We start from the raw sequence: 22,105 nt of genomic DNA on the forward strand, positions 1-22,105 counted from the left end.
AGCGTTGATGATGGGCTCAGGTGCCCCGTCACTGCCGTCAACCACGCTCATCGTCCCCTCGATGGTCGTCCTGCCCGTAGATGAGGCTAGCTCTGTCCACCGACAGACCGGGGCATCGTGACCCTCCTGGTGCTGGCTGATCGCTTACACAGTGGCACGCACCGAGAGCTCTGACCAAGCAGGACGGGCAGAACGGTGCTCGAAGCACACGATCAGTCGACGAGAGAACCTCGATATTGCCGATTTTGGCTCTACAGGATCAAGAGCGCCGCCTCCGGCGGCGCGTGCGGGTCCTTGCGCTGGCAGCTTGGCCGCATCCATCCCGGCACGCCCGGCCTCCGCTTCGCTGCGCCGGGCGACCGGGCGGCGCAGAGCGCCGTACTGAGGGCCGGGTGCCGCCGAGGAGCTGGTGACCCATGAGGCCGTTCGTCCAGGCTCCCTACGAGCGCCGTGGGGTCACCGCGGAATGGGGCGGGGCGCTCGACTGCCGCGACGGCTTCGCCGCCTTGCCACCGGGATCGAGTGAACGGCATCGAGGGCCAGGGCGATGAGATGAAGGCCAGGCGGTCACCCCGGCTCGTGAGCATGACGACGACCAGCAGTGCCGCGTCAAGGCTGGAGGGCTTACCTTGACCCAACACCACCGGCCGTGTGAGCGGCTTCGGGTCGGGATGAGGTCAGGAGTGTGGGTGCGCGGACTGCGGACTCATGACGGACTGGCATCCCGAGTGGGAGGGTCGGAAGACCGCTCGACCGCAGGTCACGGGGTACGAGACACCGCTTGTCTGTCATGCCTTCCTAAACCGTGTGTCGCAGGTTCGAATCCTGCCGGGGGCACTCACCTTTCGCCGGGTGAATCAGGCCCTGAGCAGCGGCAACGCGCTCGGGGCTTGATCTTTTACCAGGCAAGTCCGGCGGGTTCAGGTTGGTTGTGAGCGCACGTGGTTGATGTGCGGTTCGTAGGCCGACAGGTCGCGGTGGGGTTCGTAGGTGCTCAGGTAGTAGTAGTCGGCGACGATGTTGGCCTGCTGTTCGGTGTTGAAGGCGGTGAACGGTTTCCCGCGCAAGCCCTCGGGGCCGCCGTAGTCGTAGAGGCCCTTGACGAAGAAGCCCGCGAACGCCGTCGGTAGGAGGCTGAGGACGCTGCGGCCGTGCTGGTACTGGTAGGCGTGGGTCAGTTCGTGCACTAGCCAGCGTTCGTACCTGGCCTGGTGCTGGGGTGTGGTGAGGACTCCCCTGGGGAACGTGACGAGGCTGGGGAGGGTGCGGGCCACACCGAAGCTGCCCAGCAGGCCGCCCTCGGCCAAGCTCAGGGCGCTGGTGTCCAGTGCGTCGCCGAAGACCTGGTGGGCTATCCGGGCCTCGTGGGACTCCAGGCCGCGGCGGAAGGCGCTTCTGAACACCATGGCGGCTCCTCCGGCTCGGGCACGGACCAATGCTAGGCACGAACGCCGAAAGCGCCACCTCAGGAACGCGAACGGGCGGCCCCAGGAGTGTGCCCGGGGCCGCCCGTCGTCGTCAGGGGCCTACTTGGTCTTGTTGTAGTCCCTGATGTCCTGCATGTAGTCCTCGTTCTCCTTCTGGCTCTGCACGTCGGCGGACATTTCCTTCCACAGCTCGTGCGCCAGGTGGAGCAGGGTGCCGGTGGCGACGACCCTGCCGCCCACGTTGACCGTGCCGCCGGGTGCGGCCAGTTCTTCGAAGTTCTTCACCCAGCGGGCGATGTCGGCGGCTTCCTGGGGCGTCTTGTTGTGCGGCGGTCCGGTGAGCTTGGCCTCCAGCTTGCCCTTGCCGAACTTGCCGAACTGCTCCATGCCGTCCTTGCGGCCGTTCTTGATCTTGTTGGCGATGTCCTTGATGTCCTGGAGCGACCACTTGGGCGGCTGGTTGACCGGGGGTGTCGGCGGCTTCGGGTCCGGGGGCTTCGGGGCGGGTGCCCCTGGGACCTCCGGCGGCTTGGAGACCGGCGGAGCGCCCGACGGGGTCGTGGTGCCGCCCGGTGGCTTCGGAGCGCCTCCTGGGACCTCCGGGGGCTTGGACACCGGCGGAGCACCAGCGGGAACCGTCGTGTCCGGCGGCTTCGGCGCAGGCGCACCACCGCCAGGGACCTCCGGCGGCTTCGACACGGGAGGTGCCGGTGGGGTGTCCGGGGGCTTGGGAGCCGGTGCGCCGCCGCCCGGAACCTCCGGGGGCTTCGAGACCGGGGGCGCCGGCGGGGTGTCCGGGGGCTTCGGAGCGGGTGCGCCGCCGCCGGGGACCTCCGGTGGCTTGCTCGCGGGCGGGGCGACCGGGGGTGCGCCGGACGGCGTGGTGGTGCCGCCGCTCCTGTTCAGCCTGCCCGCGTCGTCGGCGATCTTGGTGAGCGCCGTGCCGAGCTGGTCGCCCGCCGCCTTGTTGGCGGTGAGCAGGGACTTGAGGTTGGTGATGTGGCGGAGGATGCGGCCCAGCGCCTCCAGCGCGGTGGCGACCGCGACGCCGACGAACGCGACGATCGAGGCGCCGAAGGTGAACGGGGCCAGACCGGCCGCGACCAGGGCGCCGCCGATGAGGTTGCCGATCACCATGGCGATGATGTCGCGGACCAGTGAGCGGAACGCCGTGACGCAGGCGCCCATCGTGGCCATGGTCTCGGCCGAGCCGTTGATGGCCATGCCGATGGCCGCCAGTTCGTCGGCGACCTTCTTCATGCTGGCCTTGAACGCGTCCGCGGTCTGGCCGGTCCACGGGTCGAGCTTCTTCAGCGCTTCGACGTGGGTCGTGGCCAGGGCCTGGTACTTGTCCGCGTCGTTCTTGATCTTCTCGGTCTCCTGCCGGACGGCGATGTTGTCGCCCATCAGCAGGTCCAGCGGCTCGCGCAGGAAGTACAGGTGGTCGATCAACCAGCCGACGCCCGCGCCCAGCAGCGCGCCCAACGGGTTGAGCACGGCGCCGACGACGTCGAAGCCGAGGCCCACGCCGTAGGCGGCCATGGCCGCCGTGTTGCCGTCCTGGATCGCCTTGACGAGGCCGGCGACGGTGTCGACCATGCCCGCGCCGGAGAAGCCGTCCACCCACTCCGTGCCCTCGCCGAAGCCGGGGGTCAGGGTGAGGCCGGGGATTCCGCCGTCTTTCTTCTCTTCTGTGGCCGTTTCGGCCATCACTACCCCTTGAAGGTGTCGGCGTTGCCCTGGTCGGTGATGCGGTAGCTCTCGGCGGTCAGCTTCGTGTTGTCCTTGGCCGTGGAGAGCGCGGTCTCGTACTTGCCGATGACCTCCTTGGCCTCGGCGACCTTGTTGCGGGCCGCGATGCTGAAGAACTGGCCGATGATGCCGAACACCAGCGGATCGAAGTGGACGCCGTTGAGGACGTCCTTGGACTCGGACAGCGAGTCCACCAACGACTGAAGGTTCGTCGAGAACGTGTCGAGGTCGTCCGGCCTCACCTCGAATCCAGCAGCCATCAGGTGTTCCTTCCGCTCTGGTCGGGCGCCGTGCGGCAGGTCGGCCGCTCGGTCACCACGGGTGGTTCTCGTCTTCCTCGAAATCCGGCTGCGCGCGCGTGGGGCGCGCGGGCGGTGGCGGCGGTTGGGCCGCCGGTGGCGCGTACGGCTGGTGCGCGGGCGGTTGCGGCGGCATCGGGGGCCGCGGCGGGTAGGGCTGCTGCGGGTACGGCGGCTGCGGGTACTGCTGCTGGTACGGCGGCGCGGCAGGCGGAGGGGGTGGGGGCGTGTCGTCCAAGGCGTCCACGGCCTTGAGGTCGCGCTCCTCCACGTCGTCCTCGTCGTCGTCCTCCGCGGGCGGCAGGTAGCTGCGCACGAGGTCCATCGACTCGGTGCCCGCACCGAGGGGTGCGAACGCCTCCATCATCTTCGCCGACGCCGCCTGCTGTCCCTTCCGGACAGCCTCCATGATCGACGCGGTGAGCTTGCCGGGGCTCATGCCCGCGGCCCGCTGGGTCAGCTCCAGGTTCTGCAGCGCGCCGGTGGGCGCGATGGTCACCTTGACCGCTCCGTCGTTGGACGTCACGGTCGCGGTGGCCGTCGCGAGGTTCTCCGCCAGGTCCTCGGACTTCTGCTTGAGGTCGGTGAGCTTCGCCTGCATGTCGTTCATCCACTGATCCGGATCCACGTTCTTCATCCGGTTCGCGTCAATCGGGCCCAGCGGGTCCACGTCTTACCTCTCGGGTCGGTCAGGGACGGGTGAAGATGACCGTCTCTTCCTTGGTCTGCACGTCGATCGCGATCACGCGGTTCACGTTCGGGTTCTGTTCGAGGATCGGGAACTCCGTCATGTGGAAGACGTTGTCCGGCCGCCTGCTGGGTCCGAGCAGGACGTAGACGTCACCGCTGGAGCCGTGCGCCAGGCTCGCGGAGACACTGTCCCACACGGCTTTGCCCTCGGGACTGGTGTTGCCCCACGACGGCAGTTTGATGCCCTTGTCGTCCAGCGTGCCCTCCAGCGTGCTGCGCCCGTCGGCCTTCGCCATGTACTCGGCCTCGTTCATCACCGAGACCCGGTTGCCGTCGGAGTCGTACACGCTGCCCGACCAGAAGAACGCGCCGTCCTCCTTGGTGGCCAGGATGTTGCGCAGGTTGTCGATCCACTTCTGGCTCTGCTCCGGCGTGAGGGTCTGGAGGTCGGACCACGGCTTGCCGTCGATCGTGGTCGCGGGCCACGCGCCGTCCGCCTTGGGGCCGGTCGCGTCCGCGTTCTCGCTGCCGGGGTACCCGCGGGGGTCGAGCAGGTCGAGGATGTTCGGCGGCGCCATGACCTGCTCGACCTTCGGCGGCGTCGGCGGCAGGTTGACCAGGGCCGGGTCGGGCGTGGTCGTGGTGACGGGCGGCGCGGGCTCGCCCTTGGGACCGGGCTGGTCGGGCAGGTTCTCGCCGCCGGGGTAGCCCTTCGGGTCGAGCAGACCGGGCGCTCCCGGGGGCGGGGGCGTCGGCGTCGTGCCGGGGGGTGCCGCCGGGTCGGGCCTCGGGCCGTGGCCGGGCGGGTTGGCGTCCCCGATGGGGCCCAACGGGTTCGCGCCGGGCGGTGGCGTGAAGGTGCCCTTCGGCGGGCCGTCCGGGGAGGGACCCGTGACCACGGGGGGCGCGGGTTCCGCCTTGGGACCGCCGAAGCCGGGCACGCCACCAGCGGGCGGAGCCGGGGGCGACCACGCGGGCGGCGGGGTCACGGGCGGCTTCGCCGACGGCGGGTTGGCGTCCGCGACGGGACGCAGCGAGTCGACGGCGGGCGACTTGGGCGGCGGGGGCGGCGAAGGCACGTAGGGGTTGGGGGTCACCGGTGGACGCGGGTTCGTCGGCGGGTTGTTCGCCGCGATGGGGCCCAGCGAGTCGACGGCGGGCGGCGTGGGCGTGAACGAACCCATCACCGGGCCTGCCGCGCCGGGGACGTAGGGCACACCGCCGGGCCGGGGGCCCGCGGGCGGCCACATGGCGCTCACCTGGGTGGTGTCGGTGGTCGGCGGCACGGCGGGAGCCTTCGGGGAGCCGCCGGGGATGATCGGCATCGGGGCGATCGGAGGCCCGCCGGGGACGGTCGCGCCGGGGTTGGGCGGGGGCGTGCCGACCGGGCCGGGGACGGTCGGGGGCGGCGCGATCGGGGGCGCGCCGGGCGGCGGCGTCGCGGCGGTCGTCGTGGTGGTGTCCGCGTTGCCGGGCGGCGGCTGGAACTGGGACACCTGCGGGCCCGCCGGGCCCTGCGCGGCGGGCGGGGTGACCGCGGGAGCGCCGGGCGGCGGCTCGAACTGCGACACCTGCGGGCCCGCCGGGCCCTGCTCGGCGGGCGGAGTGGTCACGGGGCCGCCGGGCGGCGGCTCGAACTGCGACACCTGCGGACCGGCCGGACCCTGCTGGGCGGGCGGCGCGTCCAGCGGACCACCCGGTGGCGGGTCGAACTCGGACACCTCGGGCCCGGCGGGCGCGGGCGTCCTGGGCGTGGCGGCGGGACCGCCCGTCGGGTTCTTCGCGCCGCTGTCCGGGACGATCTTGCCGAACTGGTCGGCGGCGAACTGGTCCGTCTTGGTGTGGGTCTCCGCGGTGGCCTTCAGCCCGTCGTTGACCTTCCCCATCGTCGCCGCGGCCTGCTTGGCCTTGTCGATCGAGTGGGAGTTGGAGCCGTTCACGGCGACCGCCATGGGGATGCCGAACACGCCCAGCGCGTTCACGGCCAGCGTCTGCGACGACAGCTGAGCCGAAATCCCCTCGTAGCGGGATTCCAGGTCGGTGGCGTGCTTCTGGAGGGTCGAGATCGACGACTCCCCGAGCGAGAACCCCGCCGTGCCGGTGGGCCCGGTCGGCGCCGACGGCGGCGGAGGCGGGGGTGCCGCGGGCGGGGTGCTGCCGGGGTTGCTGGTCGTGGTGGTGTCCGGACTGCCGTTGCGCGCCATGATCGGGCCTTCGGGATCGCGGGGACGGGTGGGGGTGAGGGCTAGGCGGTCGCCTTGTCGACGGCCTTGTCGACCTTGTCCTGGGCCTTCCAGGACTCGTAGCTGACCTCGGCCACGTCAGCGGCGCCCTCGAACCGGTTCCAGCCCTTGCCGACGTTCTCGGTGATCTCGTCCAGGTTCTTGATCCGGCCCATCTGCCGGGACATGGCCGCGACCAGCCGCGCGATGCGCGAGGCGATGTTCACGCCGAGGGCGACGGCCTTGCCGACCGCGACGCCGACGAACGCGACGATCGAGGCGCCGAAGGTGAAGAACGCGGCGGCCGCGGCGGCGATGGCCCCCGCCAGCAGGGAGCCGAGCAGCTGGGCGATCAGGTCGCGGATGATGTCGCGCAGCACCGACACGAGCACGCCGCAGATCGCGACGATCTTCGCCTTCTTCTCCACCGCGCTGGCGAGCGCGTCCAGTTCCTGGCCCAGCGTGTCCATGTTGGCCTTGAACGCCTCGGACGACTGGCCGGTCCAGCCCTGCGGCTGCGCCAGGGTGTTGCGGTGGGTCTCGGCCAGCACGGCCATCTCCGCCGCGGTCTTCTTCGTCGCCTCGACGTTGGCCTTGATCTCGTCCGGGTCGCCCATGAGCTGGTCGAGCGGCTCCTTGAGGAAGCTCACGTGCTCGATCAGCCAGCCGATGCCCGCGCCGAGGAGGGTGCCGAACGGGTCGATCGCGAGCATCGCCGTCGACGACGCCGCACCGATCGCCGCGAAGGTGATGTCCAGCACCTGCTCGGTCTCGGACTCGGCGTCCTTGCCGACCGATTCGATCAGGTCGGCGTAGGCGGAGATGAACAAGGAGCCCTTGAACTTGTTCTCCTCGGTGATCTCCATGCCGGGGGGCGAATCGACCATGATCAGGACCTTCCTGGGGAACGGCGTCGACGGCAGCGGGACCGGGAGCGCGGCACTCGGGGCCGCGCGGTCACCAGGGGTGGTTCTCGTCTTCCTCGAAATCCGCCTGACCGCGCGCGGGACGCGCGGGCGGTGGCGACTGCGCGGGTGGCGGAGGGACGAACTGCTGGTACGCAGGCGGGTGCGGCGGCGCTGGGGGCCGCGGCGGGTAGGACGGCCGCGGCGGCGCGGGTTCTTCGTCGAGGGCGTCGACCGCCTTGAGGTCGCGCTCCTCGTTCTCCTCTTCACCTTCGTCCTCCGCGGGCGGTAGGAAGCTCCGGACGAGGTCCATCGACTCGGTGCCGCCGCCGAGGGGGGCGAACGCCTCCGCCATCTTCGCCGACGCCGCCCGCTGTCCTCTTCGGACGGCCTCCATGATCGACGCCGTGAGCTTGCCGGGGCTCATGCCCGCGGCGCGCTGCGTCAGCTCCAGGTTCTGCAGCGCGCCGCTCGGCGCGATGGTGACGGTCACGGCCCCGTCCCCGGACGTCGCGGTCGCAGTGGCCGTCGCGAGGTTCTCCACCAGCACCTCGGACTTCTGCCTCAGGTCGGAGAGCCGCGTCTCCACGTCTTTCAGCCACTGGTCCGGGTCCACGTCTTCCCCCTCGTGTCGAACAGACCTCAGACCGAGGTCAGCACCGAGTCGATGCGGTTCGCGATCCGCTCGTTGTCGGTCGGCGACAGGCTCAGCCAACCGTTCTCGCGGACCATCAGGTAGCGCCCCTGCGGGGTGTCGAACCAGTTGATCAACACCCCGGCCCGCTCGGTGCGGTAGCGGTTGCCACCGCGGCGGGTGACCCCGAACTGGCCGCCCGCCACGCGGTTCTCCGCCAGCTCGCTGATGACGGAGGCGTCCTGCTTGGACAGTCCCGCGCGCTGGAGGGCCTGCTTCTCGTCCAGGTCGTCGTCGCCCCACGGGTCGTCGGACTCGTCCGGCTCGTCGTGCATCGCCACGGCGGAGGCCAACGTCTCCAGCCGCAGCGACAGCGCGCTGCCCGGCCCAGCCGAGGCGTCGGTCAGCACGCCGACGATGGACTTCGCCAACGCCGTGGGCCGGACCTCGACCAGTCCGATCTGCTCCTCGTCGATGATCGCGAGCACGGCCTGGCTGCCGTCCGAGGCGGCGACGGCCCGCACGGGCCGCCGCTCCATGTTGGCCACGGCGTCGACCGCGACCTCGTGGTCGCTCAGCAGCCGCAGGAGGTCCTGCAACCGCGCGTTGGTCGCCAGGTCGCGCCGCCGCAGGCCGTCGAGCACGTCCAGCCGCAGCCGGGCCCGCTCCTCCATCGTGCTGCCGAAGCTGGGGACGTCCAGCGGGTACGGCAGCCTGCCGAGTCCGAGGTCGTGCCAGAGCACGTCCAGTTCAGCCGGGCTCAGCAGGAACTCGGGGGTGATCAAGACTGCTCACCGCTCTTCTTCTTCGGCTTCACGCCGCCGATCACCGACGGCGGCAGGTTCTCGCCGGGGACGTCGAAGAGGTCACCGCCCATGATGTACGAGGCGGCCTTGTGCTCCTTGTCCTCCTGGCGACCGCCCGCGCCGGCACCCATCGGCGCGCCGCCCATGGGCGTGCCGGTCATGCCCGCGCCGCCGACACCGCCGACGGGGTACGCGCCGGTCGGCACCGGACCGCGACCCGGCTGCACGACGCCGGTCGAGCCGCCCGCGGCCATCTGGCCACCGCCGCCCGCCGCGCCGGAACCGCCGACGCCGCCGAAGCCGCCACCCGCGCCACCGCCACCGCCGAAGCCGCCGCCCGCGCCGCCACCGACACCCGCGCCGCCACCGAAGCCACCGGCGCCCGCGCCGCCACCGAAGCCACCGGCTCCGGCTCCGCCGCCGAACCCACCGGCGCCCGCGCCACCGCCGAAGCCGCCGGCGCCGCCGAAGCCGGGACGGCCGGGCGAGCCCGCGCCGCCGATGCCCTCGATCGGCACGCCGGGAGGCCTGGCGCCGGGGGCGCCGAGGTAACCGGCAGGGTTGCCCGCAGTTCCGGGGGCAGGATTGCGCGAAGGGGCAGAGCCCTTTCCGCCGTTGCCCGAAAAGCCACCGCCGTACCCGGCGCCGCCGCCCGCGTAGTTCGGGTCGGAGGACCCGCCCGCGCCGCCGAAGCCGCCGCCCACCGACGGGGAGTACGGGTTCGCGACGGGGATCGACGCCGCCGCGTCGGCGGCCGTGGTCGTCCCGGCAGGCCGGTACGACTCGAAGTCGTCGGAGCCGCTGCCACCGGTGGTACCCCGGTAGCCACCGCCACCAGCGGCGACAGCGCCGCCGCCCGCGAAGCCGCCACTGGCGAAGCCGCCCGCGCCACCGGCGCCGCCCGCGTAACCACCGGCACCCGCGCCGCCCGCGTAACCGCCCGAACCGGCACCGCCCGCGCCGTACGCGCCGCCGTCGAACGAGGCGGCGGGCATGACCGGCGCCATCGCGGCGGCCGCCGCCGTGCTCCCGTCCGACGTGTAGGCCCCCTGCTGCCCGGCACCCGGCTCCAGGCCCGCCTGCCGCGCCTGCGCCACCCCGGCTTCCACGCCGTCCGGCAGCATCCGGCCCTGCTGCGTCGGGGTCAGCATCGCCAGCCCGTCGACCGCGCCGCCCGCCGTGGGCGCCTGCACGCCGCGCATGGTCACGACCTGCGGTTCCTCGGTCTGACCGGTGACCGGGTTGAACGGGGCGGTGAACACCGGCGTCGTCTGGTCGATCGCGCGGGAGTTCGCCTCCATGTTCGTCATCACCGTGACGGCCAGCTCCTTGGCGGCCTGCGCCGCGGCGCTGGCGGCCTGCACGTCGGCCGTGGACGTGAGCAGGGTGGAGATCCCGCCGCCGACCATCGCGGCGGTGGCGCCGTTCCAGGTGAACTCGAGCGGTTCCGGCATGCTCGCGCGGGCGTCCTGCATGACGCGGCCCTGGTCGATGACCCGGTCGCCGACCTGGCCCGCCGTCTGCGCGGTGCCGGAGATCCAGTCGGAGAGCTTCTTGATGGCGGTCCGCGCCCCGTCGGCCGAGTCACCGGTCCAGCCGCTCTCGGTCGCCACGATGCGTTCCGTGATGACCTGCGCCGACTCGGCCAGCTCGGTGGCGAACTGCGCCCACTCGGAGCCGATCTCACCGGACTGGCCGGGGTCGTTGTTGATGTGCACGGACTCGTAGAGGGTGCGGTGGGAGTGCGATTCCCAGTTCTGCGTGTCCTTGAGGACCGGGTCGACCTCGGGAGTCATGATGCGGTGCGCCTCTCGCCTCAGATGCCTTCGAGCTTGGTCAGTGCGGCACGGTGGTCCTCGTCGACCTGCTGGTACTTGGTGATCGCCGCGCTGACCTGGTCGTGCGTGTCCTGCAACACCTTGCGGTACGCGGTCATGACGTTCACGAACGACAGCGGGTCGCCCTCGGCGCGGGACTCGAACTTGTTCGACATCGCGTCGCTGACCGGGTTGGCGCCCAGCGGGGCGGGGCGGGCCAGCCTGCCCGCGCGGGCGAGCCAGGAGTCGACCTGCTCGACCTGCTCGCGCAGCAGCTTCCGCAGCTCCTCGCCCGTGACGGGGTCCAGCATGACCTTGCCGGACTTGATGTTCTCTCGCAGCTCGATCGCTTGACCGTTGATGGTCGGGGGCGGCGTCGTCTCATTCGTGTTCTGCATTGCGGGTGTCCCCCTGCGGGCACGGTTCTCCGGTGGTGGGTCCAGCCTCCGGTGAACCGCCAACGCCACACCAACGTGTCTCCAACGCGGTCAGCGGCAGGCGCTGTGCCAATATTTCCACGGAGAACTTCATCTATGGCCGATAGGAATTCCGGATGCGGGTGAACCTGCTCGGCACTGTTGAGCTCGTTTCCGCTGGCAGCGCCCCGGTGCAACTGGGGGCGGCGAAGCGCCGCACGGTGCTCGCGGCACTGGCGCTCGAGCTGAACAGGGTCGTCTCAGGTGATCGGCTGCTCTCGATCGTGTGGAACGGCGCTCCCCCGCCGCAGGCGAAGGCCGCTCTCCAGGGCCACGTCGCCCAGCTGCGCAAGGTGCTCGGACCCGGCCTCGACCTGGTGACCCGCGCCCCCGGCTACCTGCTGGAGGGCGAGCGGAGCGCGGTCGACGTCTTCGTCTTCGAGGACCTGGTGCGCGGTGCCAGGGAGGCCGTCGACGACCAGACCGCCGTCGAGCAGCTCACCGCCGCGCTGAAGCTGTGGCGCGGTCCGTTCCTCACCGACGTGCCGTCACCGGGGCTCGGCGAGGCGACCGCGGCGAAGCTGGAGGAGCTGCGGCTGGTGGCCGTGCAGGACATGGCCGAGCGGCTGCTGCGCCTCGACCGGGCGGGCGACGCGGTGACGGCGCTGGCGCCGCTCGCGGAGAGCTACCCGCTGCGCGAGCCGCTGGTCGCCAAGCTGGTCCTCGCCCTGCACCGAGCGGGACGGCAGGCCGAGTCGCTGGCCCTGTTCCACCGGACCAGGAAGCGGCTGGTGGACGAGCTGGGCGTCGACCCCGGCCCCGAGCTGCGGGCCGCCTACCAGGCGGTGCTGGCGGTCGAGGAGCCGCCGGAGGTCGCGGGCGGGCCCGCGCAGCTGCCGCGCGAGCACCGGGGGTTCGTGGGGCGCGAGACGGAGCTGGCGGACCTGGACGACTGCCTGACCGGGCAGGACTCCGCGATCGGCCTGCTGGTCGGGCCGCCCGGCGTGGGCAAGACGGCGCTGGCGCTGCGCTGGGCGCACCGGGTGGCGCCCGGGTTCCCCGACGGCCAGCTCTTCCTCGACCTGCGCGGGTTCGACGAGACCGAGCCGGTGGACCCGCGCACGGCGCTGATGGGGTTCCTGCGCACCCTGGGCCTGGCCGATTCGCAGATCTCCAGCACCCTGGACGAGCAGGCGGCCCAGTACCGGTCGCTGCTGGCGGACAAGCGGGTGCTGGTCGTGCTGGACAACGCCCGCTCGGTCGGTCAGGTCAGGCCGCTGCTGCCGGGGTCGGCCCACTGCCTCGTGCTCGTGACCAGCAGACACGGGCTGAACGACCTCGTGGTCACCGAGGGCGCGTCGGTGGTGCCTGTTACAACGTTGGAAAGGACTGCGGCGGCCGACCTGCTCGTCGGGATGCTGGGACGGCGGCGCACGGACCTGGAACCGGAGGCGACCGCGGAGCTGGTGGAGCTGTGCGACCGGCTGCCGCTCGCGCTGCGCATCGCGGGCGCCCGGCTGACCTCACGGCCGCGCTGGACGATCCGGTCGCTGGTGGACGAGCTGCACGACGAGCAGAGCAGGCTGGCCGCGCTGTCCCTCCCCGAGGCCCGGCGGGGCGTGCGGGCCGCGCTGGCCGTGAGCTACCGGGAGCTCCCCGAGGGCGCGGCCCGGATGTTCCGCAGGCTCGGCCTGCACCCCGGAACCGACCTCGACTGCTACGCCGCCGCCGCGCTGCTGGACATCAACGTGGCCACCGCCCGCACCCACCTGCGCACGGCGGCGTACGCGAACCTGCTGCACGAGTCGACGCCCGACCGGTACTCCCGGCACGACCTGGTCCGGCTGTTCGCGCGGCACCTCGTGGCCACCGAGCCGGGTGAGGACAACGCCGTCAGCACCGAACGGCTGCTCGACTACTACCTGCACGTCGCCGACACCGCCCGCGCCCACCTCGCCGACCACGTGCGGCCGTTCGGCGACCCCGTCCACCCGCCCGCGAGCTTCCCGGTGCTGTCCTCGCACAACGACGCCGTGCACTGGTTCACCCTGGAGGAGGCGAACCTGCGGCTGGTCCTGGAGATCGCCGCGAACAACCGCCACCACGAGCGGACGTGGAAGCTCGCGCTGTGCCTGGACGCGTTCTACTTCCGGCGCGGCAACCGGGTCGACCGGCTCAACGCGTTCCGCGTCGGCCTGCACGCCGCGCGGGCGCTCGACGACTCGCACGCCGAGGCGATGCTGCTGCTGCGCATGAGCGCCACCCTCGCCGACCTCGGCAGGCTGGAGGACGCCGTGTGGGAGAGCTCGCGGGCCGTCCAGCTCGCGGCGGGCGACCCCCACCTGGAGTGCGCCGCGCTCGACAGCCTCGGCTACAGCCTGCTGGCGGCGGGCGAGTTCGAGAAGGCGCGGGACCGCACCACGGAGGCGCTGACCGTCGCCCGCGACATCGGCGACGTCCGCGCGCAGGCCACCGTGCTGAACAACCTGGCGAACGTGCTGCTCGGGATGAACGAGGCCGACGAGGCGCTCCAGTGCATGAAGGAAGCGCTGTGGCTGCTCGCGTCGGTGGCGCTGTCCACGTCGCACGTGACCGCGCTGCACACGGCGGGGTCGGCGCTGTGGCAGCTCGGGCGGACCGCCGAGGCCCTCCAGTTCCAGGTGGACGGTCTGGAACTCGCGGAGCAGCTGGGCGACCAGTACCAGGCGGCGGCGTGCCACCGGGCCATCGGGGACGCGCTGGAGCAGATCGGCGGGGCGCACGTCGCCACGCCGCACTGGCAGGCGGCGGTCCGGCTGTACCGGGAACTCCGGCTGGCGGACGCGGAGGAGCTGACGGCGAAGCTGGCGCGGCGGGAGCCCGCGGCGGGCTAGGCGGGGTCAGAGGGTGCCGGTGAGGGCTTGCAGGCCGAGGCTGCTGCCCGCGACCGCGAGCCACAGCAGGACGCCGAGCAGCAGCGGAGCGCCGCCCGCCCGGCGGAGGTCGTTCGGGCGCAGGGACAGACCGATGCCCGCGAGGGCGGTGGTGATCAGGAACGGGCCCAGCGCCGAGACGCCCGCCGGGACGACGCCGAGGCTGCCGAGGACGACCGCGGCGACGAAGCCGAGCAGGAACGGCGGGACCACGCGGTGCCACGGCAGCGCGCCGCGGCGGTTCGCCCTGATCGCCAGGAACGCGATCACCGGGACCAGCATCAGGGTGCGGGTCAGCTTCACGACCAGCGCGTACTCGCCCGCGTCGCCGCCGTAGGCGTACGCGGCGGCGACGACGGACGAGGTGTCGTTGATCGCGGTGCCCGCCCACAGGCCGAACGCGTGCGGGCTCAGGTCGAGCAGGTGGCCGATCGGCGGGAAGAGCAGGACGGCGGCGACGTTGCAGGTGAGGATCGTGCCGAGCGCGTAGGCGACGTGGGTCTGCTTCGGGTTGAGCACGGCGGTCGTGGCGGCGATGGCCGACGCGCCGCAGATGCCCGTGCCGACGCCGATCAGCGTCCGGGTGTCGCCGCGGACGTCCAGCAGCCTGCCGAGCAGCCACGCCCCGCCGAGCGCGACGGCGAGGGTGCCGAGCATGACGGGCAGCGACTCGGTGCCGACCCGGACCACCTGGCGCACCTGGAGGCCCGTGCCGAGGACCACGATGGACAGCTGGAGGACCGTGGTGGACGCCGTCGCGCGGCCGGGGGCCCAGCGGGGGTCCTGGAGGGGTTTCACCAGGGCAGCGGCGAGCGCGCCGAGCACGATCGCGAAGACCGGGCCGCCGACGACCGGCACCACCGCGCCGAGCCCGGTGGCGACCGCCGCGACCGCCAGCGAGAGCAGGAGCCCCGGCGCCGTGCGGGCGAGGCGGGACCGCTTGGTTTCCAGCACCGCCACTCCCTTGATGTCCGTACAGCGAAAGTACGATATGTACGGACATTTCACAAACGGTAGCGTTCGCCGTGACCGGAGGAGGGGACATGGCGCTGGACCGCGGCGGATCGACCCCCCTGTGGCGGCAACTTCAGCGCGAACTCCTGACCCGCGTGGACGCGGGAGAGTTCGCCGACCGGTTCCCCGGCGAACTCGCGCTCGTCGAGCACTACGGCGTGAGCAGGCACACCGTCCGGCAGGCGCTGAGCGGCCTGCGCGCGGACGGGGTCGTCGTCGCCGAGCGCGGCAGACGTCCGCGCGTCGCCCCTCCGCCGGAGATCCAGCAGCCGATGGGGGCCCTGTACAGCCTCTTCGCCTCCGTCGAGGCCTCGGGGCTGCCGCAGCACAGCATCGTGCGCAGGCTCGACGTGCGCGCCGACGCCCTCGTCGCGGAACGCCTGGACCTGGAGGGCTCGACCCCGCTCGTCTACCTGGAGCGCATCCGCCTGGCGGGCGACGAGCCGTTGGCGCTCGACCGCGTCTGGCTGCCCGCCGACCTGGCCGCGCCACTGCTGGACGCCGACTTCACCCACACCAGCCTGTACACCGAACTGCACGCCCGAGCCGGGATCCGCCTCGACCACGGGCACGAGGACGTGCACGCGGTCGTGCCCACGGCGGCCGAACGGGCTCGGCTGCGCTGCCCCGCCTCGGCCGCGGCGTTCTCGATCAACCGCCTGAGCCACGCCCACGGCAGGCCCGTGGAGTGGCGGCACACGCTCGTGCGGGGGGACCGGTTCGCGCTCACGGCGGCCTTCTCGGCGCACGCGGGGTACCAGTTGACCGGGTCGTCCGGATAGGACGAGAAAGCGATCTGCATTCTAACCAAATGCATTGATGCGCTTTCCCATCGAATTGCGGAAGCATTCCGTTACAGCTCCACCCGAAGCGCCCGAGAGTGACCTTTTCGGGTAACGAGCACACCTTCGGCGGCGACTCCACGGGACAGGCATCGACCGCAGGAGACGAAATGACCTACCCGCAGCAGCAGGCGCCCCACCCGCAGCCGTCCGCACCGCTCGCACCGCCCGCGAAGACGAAGTTCGGCACACTCGCCTGGACGGCACTCATCCTCGGGATCGTGGGCGTCGTCGGTTCCCCGGTCATCTTCCTGAACAACCTCACCGCGGTGATCGCGTTCGTCGGCATCGTGCTGGGCGCCATCGCGCTCTTCGGCAGCAAGAAGATCCTGGCGGCGATCGGCGTCGTGCTGTGCGTCGCCGGCGTGGCGATCACCGTCTCGGTCCAGTCGAGCACGGCGGAGAAGCTCGATGAGATCTTCGCGGGCACGACGAACGACGGACGGGTCAGCCCCGGCGGGACCGGTGAACCCGCCGCCGTCGCGCAGGCGCCCGCGGCCGGCAGCCCGACGTGGGGCACGCGCTACACCTGGAAGGACGGCCTGGCGGTGGACGTCGCGGCCCCCGCGGCGTGCACGCCGGGCGAGTTCGCGGCTCCCCAGGGCGTCGTGCGCGCGGTGAAGTTCACGATCGTCATCACCAACGGAACCGACAAGCCGTTCGAGACCGCGGGCCTCTCGTTCGGCAGCGACGCGCAGTTCGCGGGAAAGAAAGCCGAAAGCGTTTTCGACTCCAACGGCGGGTGCGGCGGCGGATTCGAATCCAGCACCGTGATGCCCGGAAAGACCTTCACCTTCGAGCAGTCGTATTCGGTCGGAGCGGAGCCCGGCGAAATGCAGCTGGTGCTCCAGCCCGGTTTCGGTTCCGACAAAGCGGTGTTCACCGGTCAGGTTTGATCCGCGCAGGCACGGGCGGCCTGCCGAGTGCACGTCCCGCGGCGGGAAGTCCGCGAGCACGGCGCCCGTCGCCCCGGCGCGGGCGCCTGCGCCGGTCGGTTCGCTCCCGGTCGCGCAGAGGGGCTCAGTAGCCCTGGTAGCCGCCGCCCACGCTGATCGACACGAGGCCGGGGTGGCCCGCGAAGCCGCCGTAGCGGTCGTAGGTGTATCGGACACCCGCGATGATGTTGTCGACCGGGTTGAAGATGTCGTTGTGGCCGGGCAGCTTGTGCGCGTTGAACGTCGAGTCGATGCACTGCATCAGACCCTTCGACGGCGTGCCCTTGGCGGCGTTGGAGTCCCAGTTGTTCACGGCGTTCGGGTTGCCGCCGGACTCCTTCTGGATGATCAGGTAGATCTCGTCGACGCTGCTCTCGTCGATCGCGGTGCCGTTGGCGGCGAGGATGGTGATCGCCTCGCGGATCCAGCCCTCGACCTGGCGCTGGTGCGGGGACTTGCCCGCGTCGGCCTTCTCGCGGGCGATCCGGGCCTCTTCGGCCTTGCGGTTCGACTCGACCGTGTCGGCGGCGGACTTGGCCACCGTCTGGAACTGCTGGATCGACTGGCGCTTGTCGAGCTGGAGGAGCTTGCCCACCTCGATCGCGGGGTTCGCGATCTGGATCGTCTTCAGCGAAGCGGACTTCGCGTGGACGTCGGAGGAGAGGGTCTGGATCTCCGGACCGGAGGACAGGTCCATGGCGGCGCCGGAGGCCGGGCCACCCACCTTGGCCATCGCGTTGGCGGCGGCACCTGCGCCCGCCAGCACACCGGCTGCCACGACGAAGGCGGAGACCTTGGTGCCGAGGGGCGCCCAGTCCGTCTCCACGCGGTGCGAGGCAGGGCGGGACGCGACTGCTGCCGCAGGCTGGGGAGCGACCGTGTACACGGTGCGACCAGCGGCTTTTCCATGCCGGGACAAACGATCCTCCTGCGTCGGGGAGTTCGGCCGAGTGGACCGCTGGCGGGGGATCCAGGTGGAGCCGCTTCGGGGGCGACTGCCGTGTCCATTCAGTGACCGAACCGTGACCTGCGGCCGGGAACGTAACCTGATGTCACTGCCTAAGGCAACCGATCGACACCCTATAGGTGACTCTCATCACGTTTGCCCCAGGTACTGCTACTGAGGGTGTGGACGAGCTCCACGAACGGGAGATCGCCGTTACCTGCGGGTTCGGGTGTGCCACGACGGGTACTACGGAGCGGCGGGCACCCCGGTTCACAATTCGCGCAGACCGACCCGCCGCCACCGGCGCGGGGCGGTCCCGCGCGGGCCCTCCGTACCGTTGACCACGTGTGGACGCTCCACACGGCAGACGGAGGAACACATGCGCCGCGGACTGGTGCTCGTCCTGGTGTTGGCGCTGCTGTTCGGGACGCCGTGGGCCGCGCTGGTCGCGGTCGGCCCCGACTGGCCCGCCCCGGTCACCGCCCTCGGCACGGCGCTCTTCGCCGTGGCGCTGGTGGCGTTCCCGTTCCTCATGGCGAGGGGCCACGGGCGGCGGCACGCGGACTGGGCTGCCAAGATCGCCGACACGACGCTCGGCGCCGTCTGGGTGCTGTTCACCTGGACACTGCTCGGCCTCCTGCTGCGGCCCGTGCTGGCGCTGGCGGGCGTGGAGAACCCCGACCGGGCGCGGATCACCGCCGTGGTGACGCTGGCGGTCGTGGCGGTCCTCCTCCTGCACGGCTACGTCGAGGCGATGCGGGTGCCGCGGGTGCGGACCACCGAGGTGGTGCTCCCCCGGCTCGGGCGCGGGCTGGACGGGCTGCGCGTCGTGGTCATCACCGACACCCACTACGGCCCGCTGGAGCGGACGAGGTGGTCCGAGGGGCTCGCCGCCAAGATCAACGAGCTGGACGCCGACGTCGTCTGCCACACCGGCGACCTCGCGGACGGCACGGTGGAGCAGCGGCGCGGCCAGGTCGCCCCGCTGGGCACCGTGCGGGCGGCGGAGGCGAAGCTCTACATCACCGGCAACCACGAGTACTACAACGAGGCCCAGGGCTGGCTCGACCACATGGAGCACCTCGGCTGGGACCCGCTGCACAACCGGCACCACGTGGTGGAGCGCGGCGGCGACCGGCTGGTGTTCGCGGGCATCGACGACCCGACCGGCACGGGGTCGACGCTGACCGGTCACGGGCCGGACATCGCGGCGGCGCTGGAGGGCGTGGGCCCCGACGACCCGGTCGTGCTGCTGGCCCACCAGCCCAAGCAGGTGCCGGTCGCCGTCGGGGCCGGGGTGGACCTCCAGCTGTCCGGCCACACGCACGGCGGGCAGATCTGGCCGTTCCACCTCCTGGTGCGGGTCGACCAGCCCGTGCTCCAGGGCCTGAGCGGGCACGGCGACCGCACGCAGCTCTACACGAGCCGCGGGTCCGGGTTCTGGGGGCCGCCGTTCCGGGTCTTCGCACCCAGCGAGATCAGCGTCCTGGTGCTGCGGTCAGGCCGATGAGCTGGTAGACCAGCCCGTCCGAGAGGCCGGTGGTGAACAGGTCGCCACCGTGGGGCATGCCCATCTCCGCCGTCACGGCCGCCACCTCGTCCGTCGGGTTCGCGTACGGCCAGAGGCCCGCGACGAGCACGAGGACGGCCCCGGCGAAGTGGGTCGCCCGCTCCGGGCTCAGGCCGGGCAGCTCGCGGGTCACCAGCTCCGCCAGGCGGGCGGTGTTGCCGACGGCGCGGCGCTTGAAGACCCTGGCGAACTCCTGGGAGATGTTGCGCTCCAGCACCCCGCCCATCGTGCTCATCAGCTCGCACAGGAGCCGGTGGCGGGTCACGGACGCCGCGACGGCACGCCCCACCGCCGTCTCCCTCGCGTACTCGCCCCCGCCGACGGCCAGGGCGCGCAGGTCGGCCTCGACGTCGTCCAGCCAGGCCCGCCAGGCGCCGTCCAGCACCTCCAGGAAGATCGCCTCGCGGCTGTCGAAGTAGCGCAGGACGTTCGACTTCGCCAGACCCACCCGGTCGGCCAGCTCGCGGAGGCTGATGTCCGCCACCGGGCGTTCCGCGAGCATCGCGGCGGCGGTCTCCAGGATGGCCGCTCGCCGGGCTTGGACCTGTTCCGGTCGGCGGGCCCGTTGGAAGGTCACGGTCGGAATTTATCAGCCCGTCGGTCTTTTCCCGCCCCGGAACCGCGGGTGCGATGCTGTCGCGGTGACGTTCGAGGACCTGGCCCACCTGCGCCGAGCCCGTGATCTCATGGACCGGGAGTACTCGCGGCCGCTGGACGTGCCCTCGCTGGCGCGCGCGGCGCTGATGTCACCCGCCCACTTCTCCCGGCGGTTCCGGGCCGAGTACGGGGAGACGCCGTACAACTACCTCATGACCCGGCGGATCGAGCGGGCCATGGCGCTGCTGCGGCGCGGGGACCTGAGCGTGACCGAGGTGTGCGTGGAGGTGGGCTGCACGTCCCTCGGGTCGTTCAGCTCCCGGTTCACCGAACTCGTCGGCGAGACCCCCAGCGCCTACCGGGCCCGCGACCACACCGCCGCGGAGCCGGTGCCCGCCTGCTACTCGAAGACGATGACGAGACCGAGCAGGATCTGAGAAGCGCCGGACCGGGGTCCCGTCCTACGTTCTCGGGCATGGACCTCAAGCTCTCGCACACCTTCATCCCCGTTCACGACCAGGACGAGGCGCTCGCGTTCTACCGCGACGTGCTCGGGCTGGAGCTGCGCGTGGACCAGCCCTTCGACCAGTACCGCTGGCTGTCCGTCGGACCGGCCGAGCAGCCCGACGTGGAGATCGTCCTGGAAGCCGTGGGGATGGGGCGGCCGGAGAAGGACGCCGAGTCGATGCGCGGCCTGCTCGCCAAGGGGTCGCTGAGCACCGTCATCTTCACCACGACCGACCTCGACGGCACGTTCGAGAAGATCAGGGCGTCCGGCGCCGAGGTGATGCAGGAGCCCGTCGACCAGCCGTACGGGGTGCGGGACTGCGCGTTCCGCGACCCGTCCGGCAACTCGATCCGCTTCTCCAGCCGCCGCTGAGCGCTACTCGCCGATGGTGAGCATCCCCTCCGGCAGCCCGGTCATGTCGACGGACAGCCAGAGGGGGCGCCAGTTCTCCAGCTCGTGGTAGCGGCGCAGCTCGGCCAGCCCGCCGAGCCAGCCCGCCCAGGCGCCGTGGTCCGGCTCGTCGAAGCCGCTCTGCACGAACGTCAGCCTCGTGCCGCCGTTCGACCCGGCCAGCTCCCACGTGTCGACGAAGCCGTCGCCGCCCTCCCAGGCGAGCTGGATCCGGCGGCCGGGGACGAGGTCGAGGATCTTGGCCGGGTTGCTCTCGAACTCGAAGCCGCCCATGGCGAACCGGCCGCCGACGTGCGGCTCGATGTCGACCTTGGCGCCGAACCACCTGCTGAACGCGACCGGGTCGAGCAGGGACTCGTACACCTCCTCCGGGACGGCGTCGATGAACAGCTCGGCCCGCAGGTCGGTGGACGTGAAGTCGCACTTCGGGGTGAGGTCGCGGCCCTCGACGTGGTCGACCAGGTTCGTGATCGACAGCGCCCAGAACGTGTGCAGCACGGCGAGGGGGCTGGTGCCCGCCGCGACCTCCTCCCAGTCGGGGACGTGCGACTGGCTCAGCGTCACGGTGGTCGTGTCCGCCGTCTCCTCGTCGAGCACGATCTCCACGGTGGTGTCCTCGCCGCCGACCAGCCACGAGAACCGCAGCGTGCGGTCGTCCACGTGCAGCAGGCGCTGGTGCGGCGCGTCGCCCTCCGGGGTGTAGCGGCCCCAGAACTCGAACGTGCCCGGCAGCTCCACCTCGACGTGCTCGGCCAACCAGGTGCGCAGCGCCGTCGGGTCGGTCAGCGCCGCGCGCACGTCGGACAGGGGCGCCTCGACGCGGGCCGTCATCCTCATCGGGTCAGTCATCACGATCTCCCTTCGGGTAGCAGGCGACGGCGAGCTTGAACGCGTCGCCCTCCGCGCCGCCGTAGCGGGTGAACAGGTCCCGCAGCACGGTCTTCAGGTCGTCCAGGAACTCCTGGCGCTGCTCAGGCCGGACCCTGATCTCCCCCGACACGCCGATGGACGGCAACTCGGGAGCGGTCCGGTCCAGGTCTGCGATGTCCGCCTGCACCTCCTCCACGAGGGTCAGCAGGTGCCCGAGGCTCAGCTCGTCCTGCGCCCGGCGCGGGCCGAGGACGCCGACCAGGCGGGGCGACAGCCAGTACGAGCGGGCCGCCGCCTGGTAGACGCCCTCCTGGATGCCGCGCACCCGGCGTTCGGACACCAGGGTCACCAGACCGGCGTCCACCAGGCGCTTCACGTGGTAGTAGACCCGCTGCGGGGTCTGGGCGAGCTGCTCGGCCACCTCGCCGCACGAGTGCGGCTCGGCGAGCTGCCGCAGCACCTCCACGCGCTGCGGCTTGAGCAGGGTCTCGGCCTGCTCGATCCGATCCAGGTACAGGACGTCTCTCATCGC

At 71.8% G+C, this 22,105-nt stretch carries 20 protein-coding genes and 1 pseudogene; 6 read left to right on the top strand and 15 right to left on the bottom strand.

Going from position 1 to position 22,105, the window contains the following annotated elements:
- Positions 1-920: 920 nt before the first annotated feature.
- The 10 genes from AC156L_RS14045 to AC156L_RS14090 form a co-directional block, all read right to left on the bottom strand.
- A complete protein-coding gene (locus AC156L_RS14045; protein ID WP_330877861.1) occupies positions 921-1,406 on the bottom strand; it encodes a hypothetical protein in 486 nt (161 codons plus the stop codon).
- A gap of 120 nt (positions 1,407-1,526) precedes the next feature.
- Entirely contained in the window at positions 1,527-3,137 is a 1,611-nt protein-coding gene (locus tag AC156L_RS14050; protein ID WP_330877860.1) for a hypothetical protein, read from the bottom strand.
- 2 nt (positions 3,138-3,139) lie between these two features.
- The gene (locus tag AC156L_RS14055; RefSeq protein ID WP_330877859.1) at positions 3,140-3,439 is read right to left on the bottom strand and encodes a type VII secretion target; all 300 of its coding nucleotides are present in this window, start codon (positions 3,437-3,439) and stop codon (positions 3,140-3,142) included.
- A gap of 52 nt (positions 3,440-3,491) precedes the next feature.
- The gene (locus tag AC156L_RS14060) at positions 3,492-4,088 is read right to left on the bottom strand and encodes a YbaB/EbfC family nucleoid-associated protein (protein WP_330877858.1); all 597 of its coding nucleotides are present in this window, start codon (positions 4,086-4,088) and stop codon (positions 3,492-3,494) included.
- 79 nt (positions 4,089-4,167) lie between these two features.
- Positions 4,168-6,372, bottom strand: coding sequence for a hypothetical protein (locus tag AC156L_RS14065; RefSeq protein ID WP_484406904.1), 2,205 nt, complete (start codon positions 6,370-6,372; stop codon positions 4,168-4,170).
- A 41-nt stretch (positions 6,373-6,413) separates the two neighbouring features.
- Complete coding sequence (locus AC156L_RS14070) at positions 6,414-7,277, bottom strand: WXG100 family type VII secretion target (protein WP_330877856.1); 864 nt, start codon at positions 7,275-7,277, stop codon at positions 6,414-6,416.
- Positions 7,278-7,347: 70 nt separating this feature from the next.
- Complete coding sequence (locus AC156L_RS14075) at positions 7,348-7,911, bottom strand: YbaB/EbfC family nucleoid-associated protein (protein WP_330877855.1); 564 nt, start codon at positions 7,909-7,911, stop codon at positions 7,348-7,350.
- A gap of 26 nt (positions 7,912-7,937) precedes the next feature.
- The gene (locus tag AC156L_RS14080; RefSeq protein WP_330877854.1) at positions 7,938-8,714 is read right to left on the bottom strand and encodes an ESX secretion-associated protein EspG; all 777 of its coding nucleotides are present in this window, start codon (positions 8,712-8,714) and stop codon (positions 7,938-7,940) included.
- Positions 8,711-10,531 carry a PPE domain-containing protein gene (locus AC156L_RS14085; protein ID WP_330877853.1) on the bottom strand — a complete coding sequence of 607 codons (1,821 nt, stop codon included), beginning with the start codon at positions 10,529-10,531 and terminating at the stop codon, positions 8,711-8,713. The genes AC156L_RS14080 and AC156L_RS14085 overlap by 4 nt, the downstream gene beginning before the upstream one ends.
- 20 nt (positions 10,532-10,551) lie before the next feature.
- Complete coding sequence (locus tag AC156L_RS14090) at positions 10,552-10,950, bottom strand: hypothetical protein (protein ID WP_330877852.1); 399 nt, start codon at positions 10,948-10,950, stop codon at positions 10,552-10,554.
- Positions 10,951-11,105: 155 nt separating this feature from the next.
- Here AC156L_RS14090 and AC156L_RS14095 point away from each other — a divergent pair, with 155 nt between their 5' ends.
- Positions 11,106-13,841 (top strand): AfsR/SARP family transcriptional regulator, encoded by a 2,736-nt coding sequence (locus AC156L_RS14095; protein WP_330877851.1) that lies wholly within the window; start codon positions 11,106-11,108, stop codon positions 13,839-13,841.
- A gap of 6 nt (positions 13,842-13,847) precedes the next feature.
- Here the strand turns inward: AC156L_RS14095 and AC156L_RS14100 are convergent, their stop codons facing one another.
- Complete coding sequence (locus AC156L_RS14100) at positions 13,848-14,834, bottom strand: YeiH family protein (protein ID WP_330877850.1); 987 nt, start codon at positions 14,832-14,834, stop codon at positions 13,848-13,850.
- An 89-nt stretch (positions 14,835-14,923) separates the two neighbouring features.
- Between AC156L_RS14100 and AC156L_RS14105 the strand changes: the two genes are divergently transcribed.
- Together AC156L_RS14105 and AC156L_RS14110 are read left to right on the top strand one after the other, a co-directional pair.
- Positions 14,924-15,676 carry a GntR family transcriptional regulator gene (locus tag AC156L_RS14105; RefSeq protein ID WP_330877849.1) on the top strand — a complete coding sequence of 251 codons (753 nt, stop codon included), beginning with the start codon at positions 14,924-14,926 and terminating at the stop codon, positions 15,674-15,676.
- Between the two features lie 170 nt (positions 15,677-15,846).
- Positions 15,847-16,632: a hypothetical protein gene (locus tag AC156L_RS14110; protein WP_330877848.1), complete on the top strand. Its 786-nt coding sequence runs from the start codon at positions 15,847-15,849 to the stop codon at positions 16,630-16,632.
- A 124-nt stretch (positions 16,633-16,756) separates the two neighbouring features.
- Here AC156L_RS14110 and AC156L_RS14115 read toward each other — a convergent pair.
- A pseudogene (locus AC156L_RS14115) lies at positions 16,757-17,122 on the bottom strand (transglycosylase SLT domain-containing protein); the annotation flags it as partial.
- Between the two features lie 874 nt (positions 17,123-17,996).
- On the opposite strand from AC156L_RS14115, the gene AC156L_RS14120 reads away from it, so the two are divergent.
- A complete protein-coding gene (locus AC156L_RS14120) occupies positions 17,997-19,127 on the top strand; it encodes a metallophosphoesterase (RefSeq protein WP_330877847.1) in 1,131 nt (376 codons plus the stop codon).
- Here the strand turns inward: AC156L_RS14120 and AC156L_RS14125 are convergent.
- On the bottom strand, positions 19,096-19,764 hold the full coding sequence (locus AC156L_RS14125) for a TetR/AcrR family transcriptional regulator (protein ID WP_330877846.1): 669 nt from the start codon (positions 19,762-19,764) through the stop codon (positions 19,096-19,098). The genes AC156L_RS14120 and AC156L_RS14125 overlap by 32 nt on opposite strands.
- 64 nt (positions 19,765-19,828) lie before the next feature.
- Here AC156L_RS14125 and AC156L_RS14130 point away from each other — a divergent pair, with 64 nt between their 5' ends.
- Together AC156L_RS14130 and AC156L_RS14135 are read left to right on the top strand one after the other, a co-directional pair.
- Positions 19,829-20,221, top strand: a complete 393-nt coding sequence (locus tag AC156L_RS14130) for a helix-turn-helix transcriptional regulator (protein WP_330877845.1) — start codon at positions 19,829-19,831, stop codon at positions 20,219-20,221.
- Positions 20,222-20,259: 38 nt separating this feature from the next.
- The gene (locus AC156L_RS14135; protein WP_330877844.1) at positions 20,260-20,664 is read left to right on the top strand and encodes a VOC family protein; all 405 of its coding nucleotides are present in this window, start codon (positions 20,260-20,262) and stop codon (positions 20,662-20,664) included.
- Positions 20,665-20,667: 3 nt separating this feature from the next.
- Here the strand turns inward: AC156L_RS14135 and AC156L_RS14140 are convergent, their stop codons facing one another.
- Together AC156L_RS14140 and AC156L_RS14145 are read right to left on the bottom strand one after the other, a co-directional pair.
- Positions 20,668-21,552: an SRPBCC family protein gene (locus AC156L_RS14140; RefSeq protein ID WP_330877843.1), complete on the bottom strand. Its 885-nt coding sequence runs from the start codon at positions 21,550-21,552 to the stop codon at positions 20,668-20,670.
- Positions 21,545-22,102, bottom strand: a complete 558-nt coding sequence (locus tag AC156L_RS14145) for a helix-turn-helix domain-containing protein (RefSeq protein ID WP_330877842.1) — start codon at positions 22,100-22,102, stop codon at positions 21,545-21,547. Before AC156L_RS14145 ends, AC156L_RS14140 begins: the two co-directional genes overlap by 8 nt.
- Positions 22,103-22,105: the final 3 nt, after the last annotated feature.

The sequence above is a fragment of the Umezawaea sp. genome, from assembly GCF_057122925.1.

Coding starts and splice junctions, on each gene's coding strand:
- AC156L_RS14045 (WP_330877861.1), bottom strand. CDS start 1,406: ATGGTGTTCAGAAGCGCCTTCCGCCGCGGCCTGGAGTCCCACGAGGCC.
- AC156L_RS14050 (WP_330877860.1), bottom strand. CDS start 3,137: ATGGCCGAAACGGCCACAGAAGAGAAGAAAGACGGCGGAATCCCCGGC.
- AC156L_RS14055 (WP_330877859.1), bottom strand. CDS start 3,439: ATGGCTGCTGGATTCGAGGTGAGGCCGGACGACCTCGACACGTTCTCG.
- AC156L_RS14060 (WP_330877858.1), bottom strand. CDS start 4,088: ATGAACGACATGCAGGCGAAGCTCACCGACCTCAAGCAGAAGTCCGAG.
- AC156L_RS14065 (WP_484406904.1), bottom strand. CDS start 6,372: ATGGCGCGCAACGGCAGTCCGGACACCACCACGACCAGCAACCCCGGC.
- AC156L_RS14070 (WP_330877856.1), bottom strand. CDS start 7,277: ATGGTCGATTCGCCCCCCGGCATGGAGATCACCGAGGAGAACAAGTTC.
- AC156L_RS14085 (WP_330877853.1), bottom strand. CDS start 10,531: ATGACTCCCGAGGTCGACCCGGTCCTCAAGGACACGCAGAACTGGGAA.
- AC156L_RS14090 (WP_330877852.1), bottom strand. CDS start 10,950: ATGCAGAACACGAATGAGACGACGCCGCCCCCGACCATCAACGGTCAA.
- AC156L_RS14095 (WP_330877851.1), top strand. CDS start 11,106: ATGCGGGTGAACCTGCTCGGCACTGTTGAGCTCGTTTCCGCTGGCAGC.
- AC156L_RS14105 (WP_330877849.1), top strand. CDS start 14,924: ATGGCGCTGGACCGCGGCGGATCGACCCCCCTGTGGCGGCAACTTCAG.
- AC156L_RS14110 (WP_330877848.1), top strand. CDS start 15,847: ATGACCTACCCGCAGCAGCAGGCGCCCCACCCGCAGCCGTCCGCACCG.
- AC156L_RS14120 (WP_330877847.1), top strand. CDS start 17,997: ATGCGCCGCGGACTGGTGCTCGTCCTGGTGTTGGCGCTGCTGTTCGGG.
- AC156L_RS14135 (WP_330877844.1), top strand. CDS start 20,260: ATGGACCTCAAGCTCTCGCACACCTTCATCCCCGTTCACGACCAGGAC.
- AC156L_RS14140 (WP_330877843.1), bottom strand. CDS start 21,552: ATGACTGACCCGATGAGGATGACGGCCCGCGTCGAGGCGCCCCTGTCC.
- AC156L_RS14145 (WP_330877842.1), bottom strand. CDS start 22,102: ATGAGAGACGTCCTGTACCTGGATCGGATCGAGCAGGCCGAGACCCTG.